The sequence below is a fragment of the Nitratireductor aquimarinus genome, assembly GCF_017255295.1.
GTDB classification, from domain to species: Bacteria; Pseudomonadota; Alphaproteobacteria; order Rhizobiales; family Rhizobiaceae; genus Nitratireductor; species Nitratireductor aquimarinus.
Window position 1 is genome coordinate 407,485 of sequence record NZ_JAFKDE010000003.1, and the last position, 15,265, is coordinate 422,749.

11 protein-coding genes are annotated in these 15,265 nt (G+C 63.0%); all 11 read right to left on the reverse strand.

Annotated features, from left to right (window positions below; translation table 11 throughout):
* Positions 1 to 46: 46 nt before the first annotated feature.
* A complete protein-coding gene (locus JYP46_RS06645) occupies positions 47 to 940 on the reverse strand; it encodes a hypothetical protein (protein WP_206547630.1) in 894 nt (297 codons plus the stop codon).
* Positions 937 to 2,916 carry a vWA domain-containing protein gene (locus JYP46_RS06650; RefSeq protein WP_206547631.1) on the reverse strand — a complete coding sequence of 660 codons (1,980 nt, stop codon included), beginning with the start codon at positions 2,914 to 2,916 and terminating at the stop codon, positions 937 to 939. The genes JYP46_RS06645 and JYP46_RS06650 overlap by 4 nt, the downstream gene beginning before the upstream one ends.
* Before the next feature lie 14 nt (positions 2,917 to 2,930).
* Entirely contained in the window at positions 2,931 to 3,866 is a 936-nt protein-coding gene (locus tag JYP46_RS06655; RefSeq protein WP_206547632.1) for a hypothetical protein, read from the reverse strand.
* Between the two features lie 95 nt (positions 3,867 to 3,961).
* The gene (locus JYP46_RS06660) at positions 3,962 to 5,188 is read right to left on the reverse strand and encodes an NAD(P)/FAD-dependent oxidoreductase (RefSeq protein ID WP_206547728.1); all 1,227 of its coding nucleotides are present in this window, start codon (positions 5,186 to 5,188) and stop codon (positions 3,962 to 3,964) included.
* Positions 5,189 to 5,284: 96 nt separating this feature from the next.
* Positions 5,285 to 6,250, reverse strand: coding sequence for an isoaspartyl peptidase/L-asparaginase family protein (locus JYP46_RS06665; RefSeq protein ID WP_206547633.1), 966 nt, complete (start codon positions 6,248 to 6,250; stop codon positions 5,285 to 5,287).
* A gap of 333 nt (positions 6,251 to 6,583) precedes the next feature.
* Complete coding sequence (locus JYP46_RS06670) at positions 6,584 to 8,236, reverse strand: OFA family MFS transporter (protein WP_206547634.1); 1,653 nt, start codon at positions 8,234 to 8,236, stop codon at positions 6,584 to 6,586.
* A 282-nt stretch (positions 8,237 to 8,518) separates the two neighbouring features.
* A complete protein-coding gene (locus JYP46_RS06675) occupies positions 8,519 to 10,537 on the reverse strand; it encodes a sensor histidine kinase (RefSeq protein WP_206547635.1) in 2,019 nt (672 codons plus the stop codon).
* A complete protein-coding gene (locus JYP46_RS06680) occupies positions 10,530 to 11,930 on the reverse strand; it encodes a sigma-54-dependent transcriptional regulator (protein WP_206545394.1) in 1,401 nt (466 codons plus the stop codon). Before JYP46_RS06680 ends, JYP46_RS06675 begins: the two co-directional genes overlap by 8 nt.
* A gap of 73 nt (positions 11,931 to 12,003) precedes the next feature.
* Entirely contained in the window at positions 12,004 to 13,086 is a 1,083-nt protein-coding gene (locus JYP46_RS06685; RefSeq protein ID WP_206547636.1) for an ABC transporter substrate-binding protein, read from the reverse strand.
* Positions 13,083 to 14,492 carry a sensor histidine kinase gene (locus tag JYP46_RS06690; RefSeq protein WP_206547637.1) on the reverse strand — a complete coding sequence of 470 codons (1,410 nt, stop codon included), beginning with the start codon at positions 14,490 to 14,492 and terminating at the stop codon, positions 13,083 to 13,085. Before JYP46_RS06690 ends, JYP46_RS06685 begins: the two co-directional genes overlap by 4 nt.
* The gene (locus JYP46_RS06695) at positions 14,492 to 15,169 is read right to left on the reverse strand and encodes a response regulator transcription factor (protein WP_113155089.1); all 678 of its coding nucleotides are present in this window, start codon (positions 15,167 to 15,169) and stop codon (positions 14,492 to 14,494) included. The genes JYP46_RS06690 and JYP46_RS06695 overlap by 1 nt, the downstream gene beginning before the upstream one ends.
* Positions 15,170 to 15,265: the final 96 nt, after the last annotated feature.

Consider the following 15,265-nt stretch of genomic DNA (forward strand, 5'->3'; position numbering starts at 1 on the left):
TCCCATTTGGGTGGTTTTGCGACGCAGTACTGCGCAACAATCGCCCCTATCGGCACACGATGAAGCTGAACGCCGCGCAGCCGCCACCCTGACAGTAAGCGCCCACATTGAGCGCCTGAGCTGCCGTCGTCACGCCAAAACAGGCTGCATTGCCATGCTGCCTTGTGAGGCAGAAAGCGCGGGCGGCAGGCAGACCGCAATCACTGAGCGCATTGCCTGCCATCCTGAGACAGAGGGCAACCTTGTACCCGGCCATATGCATGAAATCCGGGTTTTGGTAGACCTCGCCTGCGCAGGGCTTTTCGGCATAGCCTTCAAGCTGCGCGAAATCAGAACCCTCTGTGCTGCTTTTCTTCCGGTCCGGGCCGCCTTCCCCCTCAAACAGATCAATTGCCCTGGACGGTTCTTCGCTGCCATCGAAAAGCTCGATCTCTCCGGACGTCTCGTCCGCGCTGTCGGTATCGAGTTTAACCGGATTGTCGCGCTGGCCTTCCGAGGGAAAGGCGTCTTCCAGATAGGTTTCCGGAAATTCGCTTGCGTAGCGGTCACGCGCAGCGCTCCTGCTTTTCTCGCCCGAAAGGACCAGCGCATCGTCTGGCGAAACAGCCATACCCTCACAGCCAAAGCCCGATGCGCAGCGCAGAAGATCGGCATCCGCCGTTTCCACGGGCTCGGCAGCCGTCTCCTTCGCCGCCTCAAAGGCATCCTCGACATAAAGATCGGGATGATCCTGCGCATAGCGGTCACGCGCTTCCTGCGCCGAGCGTACATCCACAAGGCCAAGCGCGTCCTCCTGCGACACGCCGCCCGCGGGACAACCGAACCCGGCTGCGCATCGAAGCACCTGCGCATCCGGTTCCTGCCCATGGGTCACGGTCGTCATGGCCGCGAGCAGCATTGCACCTGCCAGATGCCGCCAGACCGTGTGGAGCGCGATCATTCCGATCCGGCCTCAATCGTGAAGCGATCAAAGGCGATATGACTTTCGCCCGGACGCGCCTTGTGCCAGTGCCCGGCGAGAACGGCCGGCTGACCGGAAAGACGCAGCACGGTCATCGGTTCTGTCTCGAAGCGGAACGTGTCGGCCGGTCGTCCGTTGGCTTCGGGCAGCTCCATGTCGATGGCCGCCGTCACCTGCCGTCCGCGCCGCTTGAGCCGCAGTTCCGCGCCCTGCGTGCCGAGCGCTTCCAGAACCCGGTCGCCATAAGCGCGGTCGCCGTCCTGACAGAGCCTGGCGACAATCGGCCCGTCAAAGAGGTTCGTATCGAACCTGGCTTCCTCCTTGCCATCGCTCACGCGGATCAGAGACAGGTTCAGATAGGCCCCGCAGCCCTTCCGCCAGACCCATGCCATCGCACCAATCTGGCTGTCCGCATCGTCCTGAACACTGAGCCAGACATTCTCATAACCGGTCTGCTCATGAATCCTGAAATCGAGCGCAAGGTCGAAATCCCCCCCAGGCAAGGCATGATCGAGCACATAGCGGTTCTGAGCCTTCGCATCGTCATGATTGGCATAGCGGCCCAGCACCGAGGTGAAAAGCATGCCATCGCCGGTGAAGGCCGTGAGGTTTTCAGCCGGGTTTACCACCTGCCAGGCCGCATCCAGTTCCGGCCCGTCGAAATTCTCCTCAAACACAGCCTGAACCACCGGTTCAGGCTGTGGCGCAGGTTTCGGCTCGGGCATCTGTCGCTCGGCCTCGGCGACAACCTCGCCAACGGCGCGCGCAAATTCGTCCGCATTGCTGGCAGAGTAGTAATTGCCGTTCCCGTTATCCGCGATGCATTGCAGGGCTGCGTTTTCCTCATCGCTCAGATCGAATCCGACCACATGCACCCGCGTGTTGATACCGCGCTCGGCAAGGGCTGCCGCCGCTGCGCACGGGTCCCCGCCGCAGGTTTCCAGACCATCCGAGATCAGGAGTACATTGGCCGGACGGCCCGATTGCGGCACTGCGTCGGCAGCGCGCATGAGCGCGTCGGCAATCGGCGTCTTGCCGCGCGGCGTGATGCCTTCAATCGCCGGCTTCAACTGCCCGCTTTCATAATTGGCAACCGGATAAATGATCTCCGTATCGCCGCAGTCGCCCTCGCGGCGGTGGCCATAGGCCATCAGCCCCACATTCGTGTTGGCTGCCAGATCGCCCATCAGACCCGACAGAACCTGTCGCGCCGTGGTGATCTTCGCCACACCGTCGATCTGCCCCCACATGGAGCCTGAACCGTCCAGAACGAAAAGAAGATCGCTGCCGCCTTCGGCCAGACCATTGCCCGGCAGGTCTCCCTCTTCCATGCCCGGCACGATGGAAGACCGGTCGTCAGCGCCCGCACCCTCCGGCGTGCGGTCTCCGCCCGATCCGGCGCCGGAAGCCCCCCCGCCCGAAAGCGTTGCCTCCATGGCCGGATCGGAGCGGATTTCAAAACCCTGCCCTTGCGCCAGCTCCGACAGCGACCAGTTGTCATCCTCGGAATAGATGTCGTTGATCTGCCACGCCCCGTCCGGGGCCTCGATCAGCGTGTAGATGAAGTTGCGCGGCGCGCCCATATTCGTGAATGTCACGTGGATCTGCGCCGCACCGCGCAGAATGGGCGCATCCGCATCCGGCGCGATGTTCAGATTGGCTATGTCCGCATCCTGTCCGCCATAAACCGGATCGAACATCAGCGCGCCCTGCAGATCGTCATGGGCAAGCCCGTCCACGAGAAAGCGTCGCGAGGCCTTGCCATCATTGAGAAGCGGCTCTTCATTGTTGTTGAAGCGGCGGCTGTGTTCGGCAAAGAACATGCGCACCACCTCCACGGCGTCATCAATCTCGGCCGCTTCCGCCTGCAGCGCCCCCATGGGAATGCAAACGGCCAGCGCCGTGCCCAGCATGGCGCGCCACAACCCTTGCGCGAAACACGTCTTGCCCATCATTCTGCTCACCCTGCTCATTGCTGCCCCGGACGTTTGATGCTGAACCGGTCGAACTCGGCGAGTGTTTCCCCGCCCTTGGCCTTCTTGCCCTGCCCGACCATGAAAGCGGGGCTGCCGAAACCGGCCATGCGCGCGACCCGGCCGCCGGAAAATTCCTGCACGCCGCCTACCGCCTCGCCTTCACCTGCGGGCAAATCGAGCGTGACCTTCGCCTGGTAGCGCAATCCGCGCCTGGAAAGCGTGAGAACGAATCCTTTTTCATAAAGATCGGCCAGGACCCGATCCCCGTAGGCGCGCCCGGTCTTGTTGCAGATATTCCGGGCTGCCGGCCCGTCAAAGAGGTTGACGGACATCGCAGAAGGCACGGCGGGTTCTTCCGGGTTGAGCGGCTGGTTTGCGACCGTGCTGATATAGAGCGCCGGTCCACAGCCCTTGGTATGAACATAGAGATGCGCGGCGACGAAATTCTCATCGCTCTCGCGCAGTCCCAGCCACACTTCATCAAAGCCGGTCTTGGCGTCGAGGCGGCCGCCAAGCGAGATGTCGAAATCGCCGTCCGGCATGGCGCCCTTCAACTGGTAGATGTTGCGCGCATCCACATTGTCGAAACCGTCCCTGCCGCCGCTGGTGATGGCAAGCAGCATGCCCCGCTCGGCAACATACTGGTCGCGGTCCTCGTTCAGAACCTGCCAGTGCGCGGCGAGCCCGTCATCCTCGAAACGGTCCTCGAAAGGAAGGGCGATGGCGGTTGCGGGCGTCTCGCCTTCATCGGCGGCAGCAAGCCGCGCCTGCTCCTCCTTGCTCAGCGTCTGGGCACGGGCGTCCGCCCCGGCATTCACGAACGCCACGCCCGCAAGAAGCGCCAGAATAAGAGAGGATCTCAGCATTTCCCTGAGAGGGCTGCTGATCGCAAGCGAAGAAGTGCGCGGGATGGCTGCTGCGCCGGACATGAAACGAATCTCCATCAATCGATCAGATTGATTGGTAGTCGCTCACGCTTGTGCTGAACTCCCTCAAATGGGAGAGGCGGAGCTCCCCTCTCGCCTCAGGCTTTCCCCATAAACGCCGCCTTCAGCGCCGCCGGTCCTTCCAGTATCTGCGCCTCGCTCGGCGAGAATCCTGCCGCCAGCATCCGCCGGCCCAGCATGTGTTCTCCGGGCCGGTTCACGGTCTCGACCGCAACAAGCCGGTCTCCTGAAAACAGATAGACGCTGAACGCGCCGCTCTCGGCCTCGCCCGCCACAATCTCGCGATCCACGCCGAAAGGCAGGCCAACCATCTGCAGCTTGCGTTCGCCCTGATCCGACCAGAACCAGGCAACCGCATCGAAAGCGGTCTCCTGCCCCAGCATGGCCTTCGCCGCGCAGCGCGCCTGATCGGTCGCGTTCTGTACCGATTCCAGCCGCAGGAAACGCTCCGCCGCAACATGCGGGAACGAAACACAATCGCCAATGGCGTAGATGTCGGGCGCGCTGGTGCGGCACGCCGCATCCACGCGAATGCCATTGTCGCAGACAAGACCTGCCTGTTCGGCAAGCGTGGTGTTCGGCAGCGCACCGATGCCCACCAGCACAAGATCGGCTGCAAGCTCCTGCCCGTCTGATGTCACCAGCGCCCGCACCCGCCCATTCTCGCCAATCAGGCGCTCGACGCCCGCGCCGGTGATGACTTCGCAGCCAAGGCTCTCGTGATAGGCCAGCATATGCGCGGCAATCCGCGCACTCACCGCACGGCCCAGAAGGCGCTCTGCGGCTTCCACCACCCGGACCCGCTTTCCCGCCATTGCCATGGTCGCGGCAGCCTCAAGGCCGATGAAGCCGCCCCCCACGACGACGACGTTTTGGGCCGTTTCCGCAGCCTCGCGCAACTGCCGCGCATCGGCGCAGTCGCGCAGGTAGAACACGCCATCAAGGTCCGCACCCGGCACCGAGAGAGGCCGCGCATGGGCGCCTGTCGCCAGCAGAAGCCGGCTCCAGTGAAGCACGCTCCCGTCTGAAAGCGTCAGCGTATGGGCTTCGGGGTCAATGGCCGTAACCGTTTCGCCGAGGCGCAGATCGATGCCCTGCGCATCATAAAAGGCCTGCGCCTTGAGGATCTGCGGTTCGGCATCCAGCGCCTTCAGAAAGGCCTTGGAAAGCGGCGGCTTGTGGTAGGGAAGTTCGGGATCAGCCGAAATCAGGGTCAGCTTCCCGGCATAGCCTTCCTCGCGCAGGCTTGCCGCCGCCTGCACGCCGCCATGCCCCGCTCCCACGATGATGATGTGCTCGTCCAGCGCTCTGTCTCCGCTCGTTTCAAGGCCGCAGCCCACGCCCGCCTGACATAGAGACGCCCGGCGGGCGCGGCAAGAGCAGCGCGCCTGCACCAGTCCTCAGACGGAAGCCTCAAGCGTCTCGACGCAGAACACCTCGTCATGGGACGCCACGTAGAGCGCGCCGTCACTGGCAATCCAGCCACGGAACATGCCGGCGGTGTTGTAGGGCGCGCAGACATTGCCCGCCCCGTCCACCGCCACGGCCCCGGCACCGATCCCGTAGGATTTCAGGTCTTCGCGAATGACGCCGTTCGCCGCCATCTCCAGCGTTTCACCGCGATAGGCGATGCGGCTTGCGATTTCGTGGCCAACCACGTGACGGATGAAGAACTCGCCCTGCCCGGTGCCGGAAACCGCGCAGACGCCATCGCGCGCGTAAGTGCCCGCACCGATGATCGGGGAATCGCCCACGCGTCCCTCCGGCTTGTTGTTGTATCCGCCGGTCGAAGTTGCGGCTGCGAGATGTCCGTCTGCATCGAGCGCCACGGCCCCCACCGTGCCGTGCTTCTCGGCTTCCGATGCAGCCGCAGCCGTTCCTGCCTTTGCGTGTTCTTTCATGGCGGCAAGCGCATCCTGCCTGCGCTTCGTGGTGAAATAGTCGGGCGCGACCATTTCAAGACCGCAACGCTCGGCAAAACGATCTGCGGCAGCGCCGGTGAGCAGCACCGCGCCGCTTTTCTCCATCACCGCCCGCGCCGCCTTGACCGGATTGCGAATGCGGCTTGCCGCCGAAACCGCACCCGCATCGAGGTCTGCGCCGTTCATGATAGAGGCGTCGAGCTCATGCTCCGCGTTCTCGTTGAGCGCTGCGCCGTAGCCAGCGTTGAAATGGGGCGAATCCTCCATCACGACAACGGCGGCTTCCACCGCATCGAGAGCCGAACCGCCCTTGCTCAACACGGCCCAGCCGGCTCGAAGCGATGCCGCAAGGTCTGCGCGCGCAGCCTCCCATTCCTCTTCACGCAGATCGCTCTTCGCCATGACGCCGCAACCGCCATGAATAGCCAGTGCAACAGGTTTCATTGTCTCCCTTTCAAAACCATGCCCCGCGCGCCGCAATCGGCCGCCGGGTCTGGCAAATGCGTCGGGCCTGGCTTCATCGCGAGCCACAGGCGCATTTGCCCTAAATCCATCGCCGCGCAGGTCACGCACGGCGTGCTTCTTATTCGACAAGCCCCATGCCGCTGACAAGCCCGTCGCCCCTGAAAGTAGGCGTGATCGACAGGCGCTTTCCCGCTCAGGGAAAAAAGAAGGGTCGCGCAATGCAAAGCCTGACACAGCGCATCGCGCGGCCCTTGGAAAAACTGCCCTCCGGCGGGGCTCGAGAGCCGGAGGGCAGCGCTGCAACAACCCTGCCTAGAACAGGGCCGCGGTCTTCTGCAGCGTTATCCAGACACCCCAGAGGATCGGGATACCAACAACGGCCCATGCCATGAGCGCCTTGCCGTCAAAACCGCCCTTGCCGATGCCGAAGGAACCGGTCGGGCCGGAATCGGCAGCGGCAGACTTCGCCTGAAGCTTGGCCACTTCCTCATCCGACATGTACCATTTGTCCGAAAGCGGCTTGACCAGCATGTTGCAGATCAGGCCGAGCAGAAGCATTCCGGCCAGAATGTACATGGTGAAGTCGTAGACCTGCTCGCGCGGAATGCCCGCATTGAGCTGCGCTTCACGAATGTAGTTCACCACCACGGGGCCGATGATGCCGGCCGTTGCCCATGCCGTCAGCAGGCGGCCATGGATCGCGCCCACGAACTGCGTGCCGAAAATGTCGGCCAGATAGGCCGGCACGGTGGCGAAGCCGCCGCCATACATGGACAGGATGATGCCGAACATCAGCACGAACAGAACCTGGCTGCCCATATGCGCGGCTGAAGGAACGAGCGCATAGAGCACGATGCCGATCAGGAAGAAGGCATAATAGGTGTTCTTGCGGCCGATCTTGTCGGAAAGCGAGGCCCAGAAGAAGCGTCCGCCAATGTTGAACAGCGACAGAAGACCGGCAAAGCCTGCCGCAATCGCTGCAATCGCGGTCTTCTGCGATGCGTCGAGTTCATTGAACGAGAGTTCGGGAAGACCGATCAGACGTCCGCCGAAGATCTCCTGAAGCATGGGCGACGCCATGCCGATCACGCCGATACCGGCGGAAACGTTGAGCGTCAGAACCGCCCAGATCAGCCAGAACTGCTTCGTCTTGTGGGCGTCGCGCAGATGCACATGGCGCGAGGTGATCATGGATTTCGCGCTCTTGGCAGGCGGGGTCCAGCCCTCGGGGCGCCAGCCGGCCGGCGGAATGCGGTAGCCGAAAGCGCCACCCATCATGAACACGAAATAGATCACCGCCATGACCAGGAAGGTCTGCCACACGCCAACGGAATCGGCCGTCTTGAACGTGTTCATCAGCATGTCGGCCAGCGGTGCGCCAATCATCGCGCCGCCGCCAAAGCCCATGATCGCCATGCCCGTGGCCATGCCGCGACGGTCCGGGAACCATTTGATCAGCGTCGAAACCGGCGAAATATAGCCGAGGCCGAGGCCAATGCCGCCGATCACGCCAGCGCCCAGCCACATCAGCCAGAGCTGGTGCATCATGACGCCGAGCGCTGCAACGGCGATGCCGCCGCACCAGCAGAAGGCTGCAACCACGCCGGCCTTGCGCGGGCCGGCGCGCTCCAGCCAGCCGCCCCAGATGGCGGCAGCGGAGCCGAGCAGCACGAAGAACAGCGTGTAGATCCAGCCGAGATCGGAAACGCGCCAGTCGCAGCTCGTGGTGAACAGCGCGCCCACCAGCGTCATGTCTTCACAGACGACGCTCTCGGAAATGCCGATGGCCTGCGTCAGCGGCAGCCAGAACACGCTGAAGCCGTAGGCCATGCCGATGCACAGATGGATGGCGAGTGCTGCCGGCGGAACGAGCCAGCGGTTGAAGCCCGGCCGGGCGATGATTCTTTCCCTGTCGAGAAAGCCACCGGCGGGTGCGCCGGTTAGTGTTTCACTTGCTGCGGACATTAAGTCTCCTCCTCCTGCCGGAAACCCGGCAGCCGTCCTGCTGGTTACTTGTGCGAAAATCCCGCCTGCGCTGGTCCGGCGCCCTGCGCACCAGACACGGTCCCCGCTGCGGGATCAGGTGATTGAAAACGTCCTCCTCTTGCATTACCCATTGGGTAAGCAATGAGCGTGCCAGTCGGCACATCTGAACGATTTCAATTGCTTATCGATTGAAAGAGTTTCTCTATGGACAAATTGTCCATGGGACACGGACAAAATGTCCGGACATTTTGTCCAAAGGCCTCAGCTGGCCTCGGGCAACCAGATCGTGAAGCGCGTGCCCACGCCCTCTTCGCTTTCAGCCGAGATCTTGCCGCCCTGTCGCGAAATCAGCGTCTGGCTGATCGACAGGCCAAGCCCCGTCCCTTCCTGCCGCTTGGTCGTGAAGAAGGGATCGAACACCTTGCTTAGCATTTTCGCCGACATGCCGACGCCCGTATCGGCCACCTCGATCAAGACGCCCGGCTTGCCGTCCAGATCGCTGTCATGGCTGCGCAGCGAGAGCGTGCCGCCATCCGACATGGCGTGGATGGCGTTCACGATCAGATTGACCAGAACCTGCTGCAGTTCCGTTCGGTTCATCAGAACCAGCCTGCTTGCCCGATCATCGCGTTCAACGACGATCTCGCTCTTATTGAGAAGATGCTGCACCAGCGGCAATGTGTCGGAAATCACGTCCGTCGGCGCGTGTCGTTCCAGAAACCCTGCATATTCCTCAGGTCTTGCAAACTGAAGCAGCTTGGTGACGATCTGGCTGATGCGGTGGATCTGTTCGTCCAGCAGGCGAAACTCTGTGCGCGCCTCTTCCGCCCGCTCGCCCATCACCTGCCGCACCACCTCCAGATTGCCCTGCATCACGGCAATCGGGTTGTTGATCTCATGCGCCACGCCAGCAGTGATCTCGCCGATGGCGGCGAGCTTTTCGGAGACGATAAGCTGGCGTGTCGTCGCTTCAAGCTGCCGGTTGGCAAGGCGCAGTTCCCGCGTGCGCTCTTCAACGCGCGCGTTCAGCTCCTCGTTCCAGGCGCGCAATTGCCGGTCGCGCTCCTGTAGCTGTTCCAGAAGCAGGTCGAGATGCTGGGCCACGCGGCCAATCTCGTCATCGACGCCGTGAATGCCCGTGCGCGCGCCAAGATCGCCGCTTTCCACTTCCGAAATCGTGCCGGCCATCCGCTCCAACGGCTTGAAGATGGAGCGCGCCCAGCGCAGGAAAAGCGGGACGCTGAGCGCCGTTATCGCCAGAAAGGCGATGGCGATCGTCAATAGCGTTGCGTATTTCGCCTGGGTGAACGGCGTTTCCAGAAAGCCGACATAGAGCATGCCGACGCGCTTGCCATAGGTGTCCGTGATCGGCTCATAGGCGGAGATGTACCAGTCATTCACGACAAAGGCGCTGTCGAGCCAGACGCGTCCCTGTCCCAGCACAGCCGAGCGCACAATGCTCGAAACACGGGTGCCCAGCGCCCTGCGCCCCTCGAAAAGGCGCACATTGGTGCTGATGCGCACATCGTCCAGAAACAGCGTCGCCGTTCCCTGACTGCCCTCCGGCAGGCTCGCCTCGCGGTAAACCAGATCATTGATCGTATCAATAAAGACGAGGTTCCGATTGAGCAGATTGCCGCCGACAAGTGCTGCCGCGCTTCCATCGGCAAGCCTCACCGGCGTTGCCGAATGCACGACCATGCCGCGCGTCTCCGCTGCGCGCTCCGTGGGAACGGCATTGGCGGTCGGCACCAGTTCCAGCCGGGCGCGGTCGGCAAGGGCGGGCGATATGTCGGCAAGCTCCTCACGGGAAAAGATGTCGACGCCCGTCATGGCCTCACCGGCATAGGCCTTTTCGGTGATCAGCCAGTCACGCCGGGGCGCGCCTGCAAGGTGCGGTGCGGAGGCAAGCACCCCGCCGTCTTCAGGCAGGAGATAGAGAAAATCGAGATCGAGCCTGCGGCGATGCTCTTCCAGAAGGGCTGAAAGTCCCTCACCGCCCGCGTCAAGCGTATCGCGAAAGCGCGCGGATGCGCCAAGCGCCGTCACGCGTTCCCCGGTGTTCTCAAGCAGGCGCGCGAAATACTGGTGCGCAATGGTCAGGTCGCCATTCACCTTGGAGATGAGCGCCGCGTCGAACTTGGCGTTCCAGCGATAAACCGCCATGCCAAGCAGCAGCGGCAGGATCACCAGTGTCGGCAGGAGTGCGATCGCCAGAAGACGAAAGCGGACCGAACCGCCCTTTCCCCTTGGCTGGCGTGTCGCTAATCGCTCAGACATTCCAGGCCGCGCATTTGCGGTCGATTGTCTTGCGCGAAATCCCCAATTGCTGCGCCGCCGCTTCCCGGTCACCGCCGGTGCGCTTCAGAACGGCCAGAATATGCCGGCGCTCGATGTCGGCCAGGCTTTCGCCGCCGACGGTCGCTTCGGGAACAATTGCGCCATTGCCGCCAAAGTCGTCCGGGAAACGCCCCAGAATGAGCGTGCGTTCGATCAGATTGCGCAATTCGCGCACGTTTCCGGGCCACGCATAGGCCGCAAGCGCGGCCCGCACATCCGCGCCGATAGGCACATCCGGCGTGCCGAGCTGCAGCGAGAGTTTGCTCATGAACAAATCCGCCAGTTCCTGAACATCGTCATCGCGATCCTTGAGCGGCGGCAGGTGGATCTGCATCACATTGATGCGGAAGAAGAGATCGGCGCGGAACTGGCCGGCCTCCACCTGTTTCTCAAGCTCTGCATTGGTAGCGAAGACGAAACGCAGATCGACCGGGATTTCACGTTCCGAGCCGACCGGGCGGATGCGCCGGTCTTCGAGTACCCGCAGGAGTTTGCTTTGTGTCGCAAGCGGCAATTCGCCGATCTCGTCGAGAAACAGCGTGCCGTCCTGGGCATGCATGAAAAGGCCCTCGCGACCGCCTTCCGCCCCCGTGAACGCGCCCTTCAGATGGCCGAACAGCTCGGTCTCGATCATGTCTGGCGGGATCGCCGCACAATTGACCGGCACGAAGGGCTTGTCCGCGCGGTCCGACAGCGAGTGCAGCGAACGCGCCGCCACTTCCTTGCCCGTGCCCGACTGGCCGGTCAGCAGCACCGATGTGGGCAGCGGCGCGACGCGCGCAATCGTGTTGCGCACATCACTGATCGCCTTTGATCCGCCGATCAGCTTGTCGCGCAGCAACACATGGTCCGATGTGGATTTCAGCTCATAGCGCAGCACGTAATTTTCACGCTGGAGCCGCATCTGATCGAGACAGCGGGCCACCGCGTTCAGAAGCTGGTTGGAGCGAAACGGCTTCAGGATGAAATCGACCGCGCCCGCGCGCAGCGCCTGGATTGCGGTTTCGAGGTCCGCATAGGCCGTCATCAGGATGGCGTTGGAGAAAAAGCCGATGGCCCGCTGCTCCGCCAGCCAGTCGACGCCGTTCTTGCCGGGCATGATGTTGTCGAGGATCACCACATCATAGTGGTTGGCGTCGAGCTTTCGGGAGGCTTCTTCCGTGTCGGCGGCTTCATCGAGCCGCTTGCAGCGCGGACCAAGTGTGCGCACGAGAAAGTTGCGCATGCCCGGTTCATCATCGATGACGAGAATCGAAGCCTGCGCAAGCCACGGCCCGAATTCCGGATCCGCCGCCATGTTGCGCTGCGCCTTTGCTGCCTGACCGCTCGCCATTTCCTCCCGCACCTCTCCCCGTTTTTTGCGGCATGATTAGCCAAGGATGACGGGAAAGCAAATAGCGCGCCTTCTACTCTCCACCGCCCGCGCGAAAGGATTTGCGCCACTGGTCGAGAAACGCCTTGCGCTTTGCCTGGTCGAGCCCGACCAGAAGGGCCGGTGAAAGCCCGATGGGCCGGAAGGCCGCCGCCTCGGCAGACGGTCCGTCGCCCGTATCGATCCTGCCCAGCATTTCCGGCCCGCTCATCGAGGAGAACAGACGCGACGGGCCGGAAAAAAGCTCCTGTCCCTTGTCGCTGAGCGCCAGGGCGATCAGCGCATTGGCGGCGCGCTTGTTGCGGGCATGGCGCGAGACCAGTGCCGCGCGCGACAGCGCCAGCGTGTAATCGGACGGAAAGATGATGCCGATGCGCGGATCTTCCTGCTGCCGGGCGAGCGCATAGGACCCCAGAACATTGTAGCCGAGCACCAGCCGGCCGGTCCGCACGCCGTCGATCACATCGGAACTGCAACAGAAAAGCTGCGCCCGGTTCTGACCAAGACTCTCCAGAAGCCGCCCCCAGGTGGAAGCCTGCGCGGCGTCTTCGAAGGCGAAGATGTAGCCGACGCCGGAGCTTTCGATGTCATAGGTGCCGATGCGACCGCGAAAACGCTCCGTCTGGCGCAGAAGGTCGACCAGCTCGAAACGGTTGCGCGGCACCTCATCCGGTTCCAGCCCTTCCCGGTCGTAGACGATCACCGCGGGCTCGAAGGTGAGACCCACAAGCTCGTTGCGCCACGAGGCCCAGTCCGGCAGGTCGGGCGGCAGCGCAAAGCGGAACGGCTCCGAACAGCCATCGTTCACAAGGCGCACCTGTTCGGGAATGGCGGACGAAATCACCGCATCGGCAAAGAAGCGCCGCTCCTCGCAGGCTTCCGCCGCAGCGCCATAAAGATCGAGGCTGGTCATCTGGCGATAGACGACCTCTGTTGTCGGATTGGTTCTCTGAAACTCCCGAATGAGCGGTTCGATGTGTTCGAGATCGGTCACGCTGCCGATAACCAGCGTTTCAGCCTTGCCGTCCGGCGCATCGAACACCGTGTCATTGGCGTGGGCCGGCAGCGCATGAAGGAGCGCGAACAGCGCCGAAACGCACAGGATGAAGCGTATCATGCCGGCTGGTCTCCCGGTGTTGCAAGCGGCAGATCGAGGCTGATGGAGAACGCGCCCTCCCCGCCATCAAGCGCGATATGCCCGTGATGAAACTCCGCCACCTCACGCACGATCGCGAGCCCGAGCCCCGCACTTTCCGGCTTGTTGGGGTTGATCGCAAAACGCTGGCCGATCTCGACGGGATCACGCACGGAGAGCCCCCCGCCGCGATCCGCGACGGTGACCCGCGCCCGTTCGCCATGGCTCGATACGCCAAGCGCGATGGGCGGCTTTCCATGGGCGTGCGCGTTGTTCAAAAGGTTCTTCACGGCTTCCCCCAGACTGAACGCATCGCCGCGCACCATCACCGGTTCTTCCGGCAAGTCGAGACGGATGCGCGATCTGCCGCCACCCGCAAGCTGCGTGAACTCGCGTTCAGCGTCGACAGCGATGCGCCGCAGGTCGAGCGGCTCCAGCGGTGCGGTGTCGGCGCGGTGTGTCACCAGCGCATGGCTGAGCAACTGGTCGGTCAGCCGGTTCAGCCCTATGGCGCGGCTGCGGATGCGTCGGTGCAGCACCTTCAGGCGCTTTGGATCATCCTCGTCCAGCGCCAGCTCGCTATGCGCCCGCAGAGCCGTGATCGAGGTGCGTATCTGATGCGCGGAATCGGCCACATAGTCCTGCATGGCGCGCACCCGCCGGTCGAGCCGCCCCATGAAGCGGTTGATGGAGGCGACCAGCGCCGACACCTCGTCCGGCGCATGCATGGAAAAGGGCGAGAGGTCGAGCGGATCGCGTTCGAGGATCGCCGTTTGAATGCGCTCCAGCGGGCGCATCGCATAGCGCATGGCCAGAAGCGCCAGAACCAGAATGGCGACACCCGCACCGGCGATCACGGCGACGGCCTGTGTGGCCATGCTGCGGGCAAGCTGCTCGCGGCTTCCCGTGGTGTGCGCCACGACGATGTAGATATCGCCGCTCACCGCCCGTTCGGCCAGCCTGCGCAGGGTTGCAAGCGCGCGCACCCGCTCGCCGCCAAAATCCACTTCATAGGCAAGACCGCCCTCGGGGACCTCGTCAGTTTCGGGCAGCGGGAAGTCTTCATAGCCCGTCAGCGTCGCGCCATCCGGCTGCGCGACCCGGTAGAAAACGCGTTCGTCCTTGGCAAGCGAGAGAAGCTCGAACGCCGAAACGGGGATATCGACGCGCACCTCGCCTTCGATCACGAAAATGCGCTCCGCAATCTGAAGCGCCGCGCCCTGAAGCAGCCGGTCGAAGGCTTCGTTGGCCGCCTGCCGGCCATAGCCATAGGCCGCATAAATCGTCGCTGCCACGGCGAGCCCGAGCACCAGAGTCAGAGAAATGGCCAGTCGATAGGCAATCGAAAGGCTGCGGTCGGGCGCAGCCTCGCGCCCCTGATGCGCCATCAGCCGCCCGTCTCCATCGTCACCGCCTGATAGCCGAGCCCCCGTAAGGTGCGGATTTCCAGTCCGGAACCCTCGATCTTGCGCCGCAGCCGCCCGACATAGAGCTCCACCGCATTGGGATTGCGCTCATCATCATGGCCGAAAAGGCGCAGGAGCAAATCCTCCTTGTCGAGAACACGATCCCGGTTTGTCAGGAAAATCTCCAGAAGCGTCTGCTCGCGCCGGGTCAGATCACAGGGCTGCCCGTCGATCAGAACCCGCCGCGCCGCCATGTCGAAAGTGAGTTTTCCGACCGAAAGCGTCCGGTCGGCCTCGCCGCTGCGCCGCCGGATGATGGCGCGGATGCGCGCTTCCAGCTCGCCGAGATCAAACGGCTTGATCATGTAGTCGTCCGCGCCGAGATCGAGCGCATCGATCTTGTCGTTGACCGCAAGCCGCGCTGTCAGAACCAGCACCGGGACCCGGTTTCCCGCAGCCCGCAGCGCTTTCAGAAACGCGATGCCCGACCCGTCGGGCAGGTTGATGTCCAGAATGACGAGGTCGTGATGCGCCATCGCCACGAAGTGCCTTGCGTCTTCCAGCGTCTCCGCACGATCACTCACATGACCGGCCTTTTCCAGCCTTCTTTCAATGGCTTCTGCGACATCGCGCGTGTCTTCGACGATCAAGAAATGCATTTTTCCCGACTTTGACAGCTTTGTGACAGGGACACCCTATAGGCTCTCCATCGTCATGAGAACAATCTCATTGGCGCACCGCTCCGGTTTCCGGGA

Coding starts and splice junctions, on each gene's coding strand:
- JYP46_RS06645 (WP_206547630.1), bottom strand. CDS start 940: ATGATCGCGCTCCACACGGTCTGGCGGCATCTGGCAGGTGCAATGCTG.
- JYP46_RS06650 (WP_206547631.1), bottom strand. CDS start 2,916: ATGATGGGCAAGACGTGTTTCGCGCAAGGGTTGTGGCGCGCCATGCTG.
- JYP46_RS06655 (WP_206547632.1), bottom strand. CDS start 3,866: ATGTCCGGCGCAGCAGCCATCCCGCGCACTTCTTCGCTTGCGATCAGC.
- JYP46_RS06665 (WP_206547633.1), bottom strand. CDS start 6,250: ATGAAACCTGTTGCACTGGCTATTCATGGCGGTTGCGGCGTCATGGCG.
- JYP46_RS06670 (WP_206547634.1), bottom strand. CDS start 8,236: ATGTCCGCAGCAAGTGAAACACTAACCGGCGCACCCGCCGGTGGCTTT.
- JYP46_RS06675 (WP_206547635.1), bottom strand. CDS start 10,537: ATGTCTGAGCGATTAGCGACACGCCAGCCAAGGGGAAAGGGCGGTTCG.
- JYP46_RS06680 (WP_206545394.1), bottom strand. CDS start 11,930: ATGGCGAGCGGTCAGGCAGCAAAGGCGCAGCGCAACATGGCGGCGGAT.
- JYP46_RS06685 (WP_206547636.1), bottom strand. CDS start 13,086: ATGATACGCTTCATCCTGTGCGTTTCGGCGCTGTTCGCGCTCCTTCAT.
- JYP46_RS06690 (WP_206547637.1), bottom strand. CDS start 14,492: ATGGCGCATCAGGGGCGCGAGGCTGCGCCCGACCGCAGCCTTTCGATT.
- JYP46_RS06695 (WP_113155089.1), bottom strand. CDS start 15,169: ATGCATTTCTTGATCGTCGAAGACACGCGCGATGTCGCAGAAGCCATT.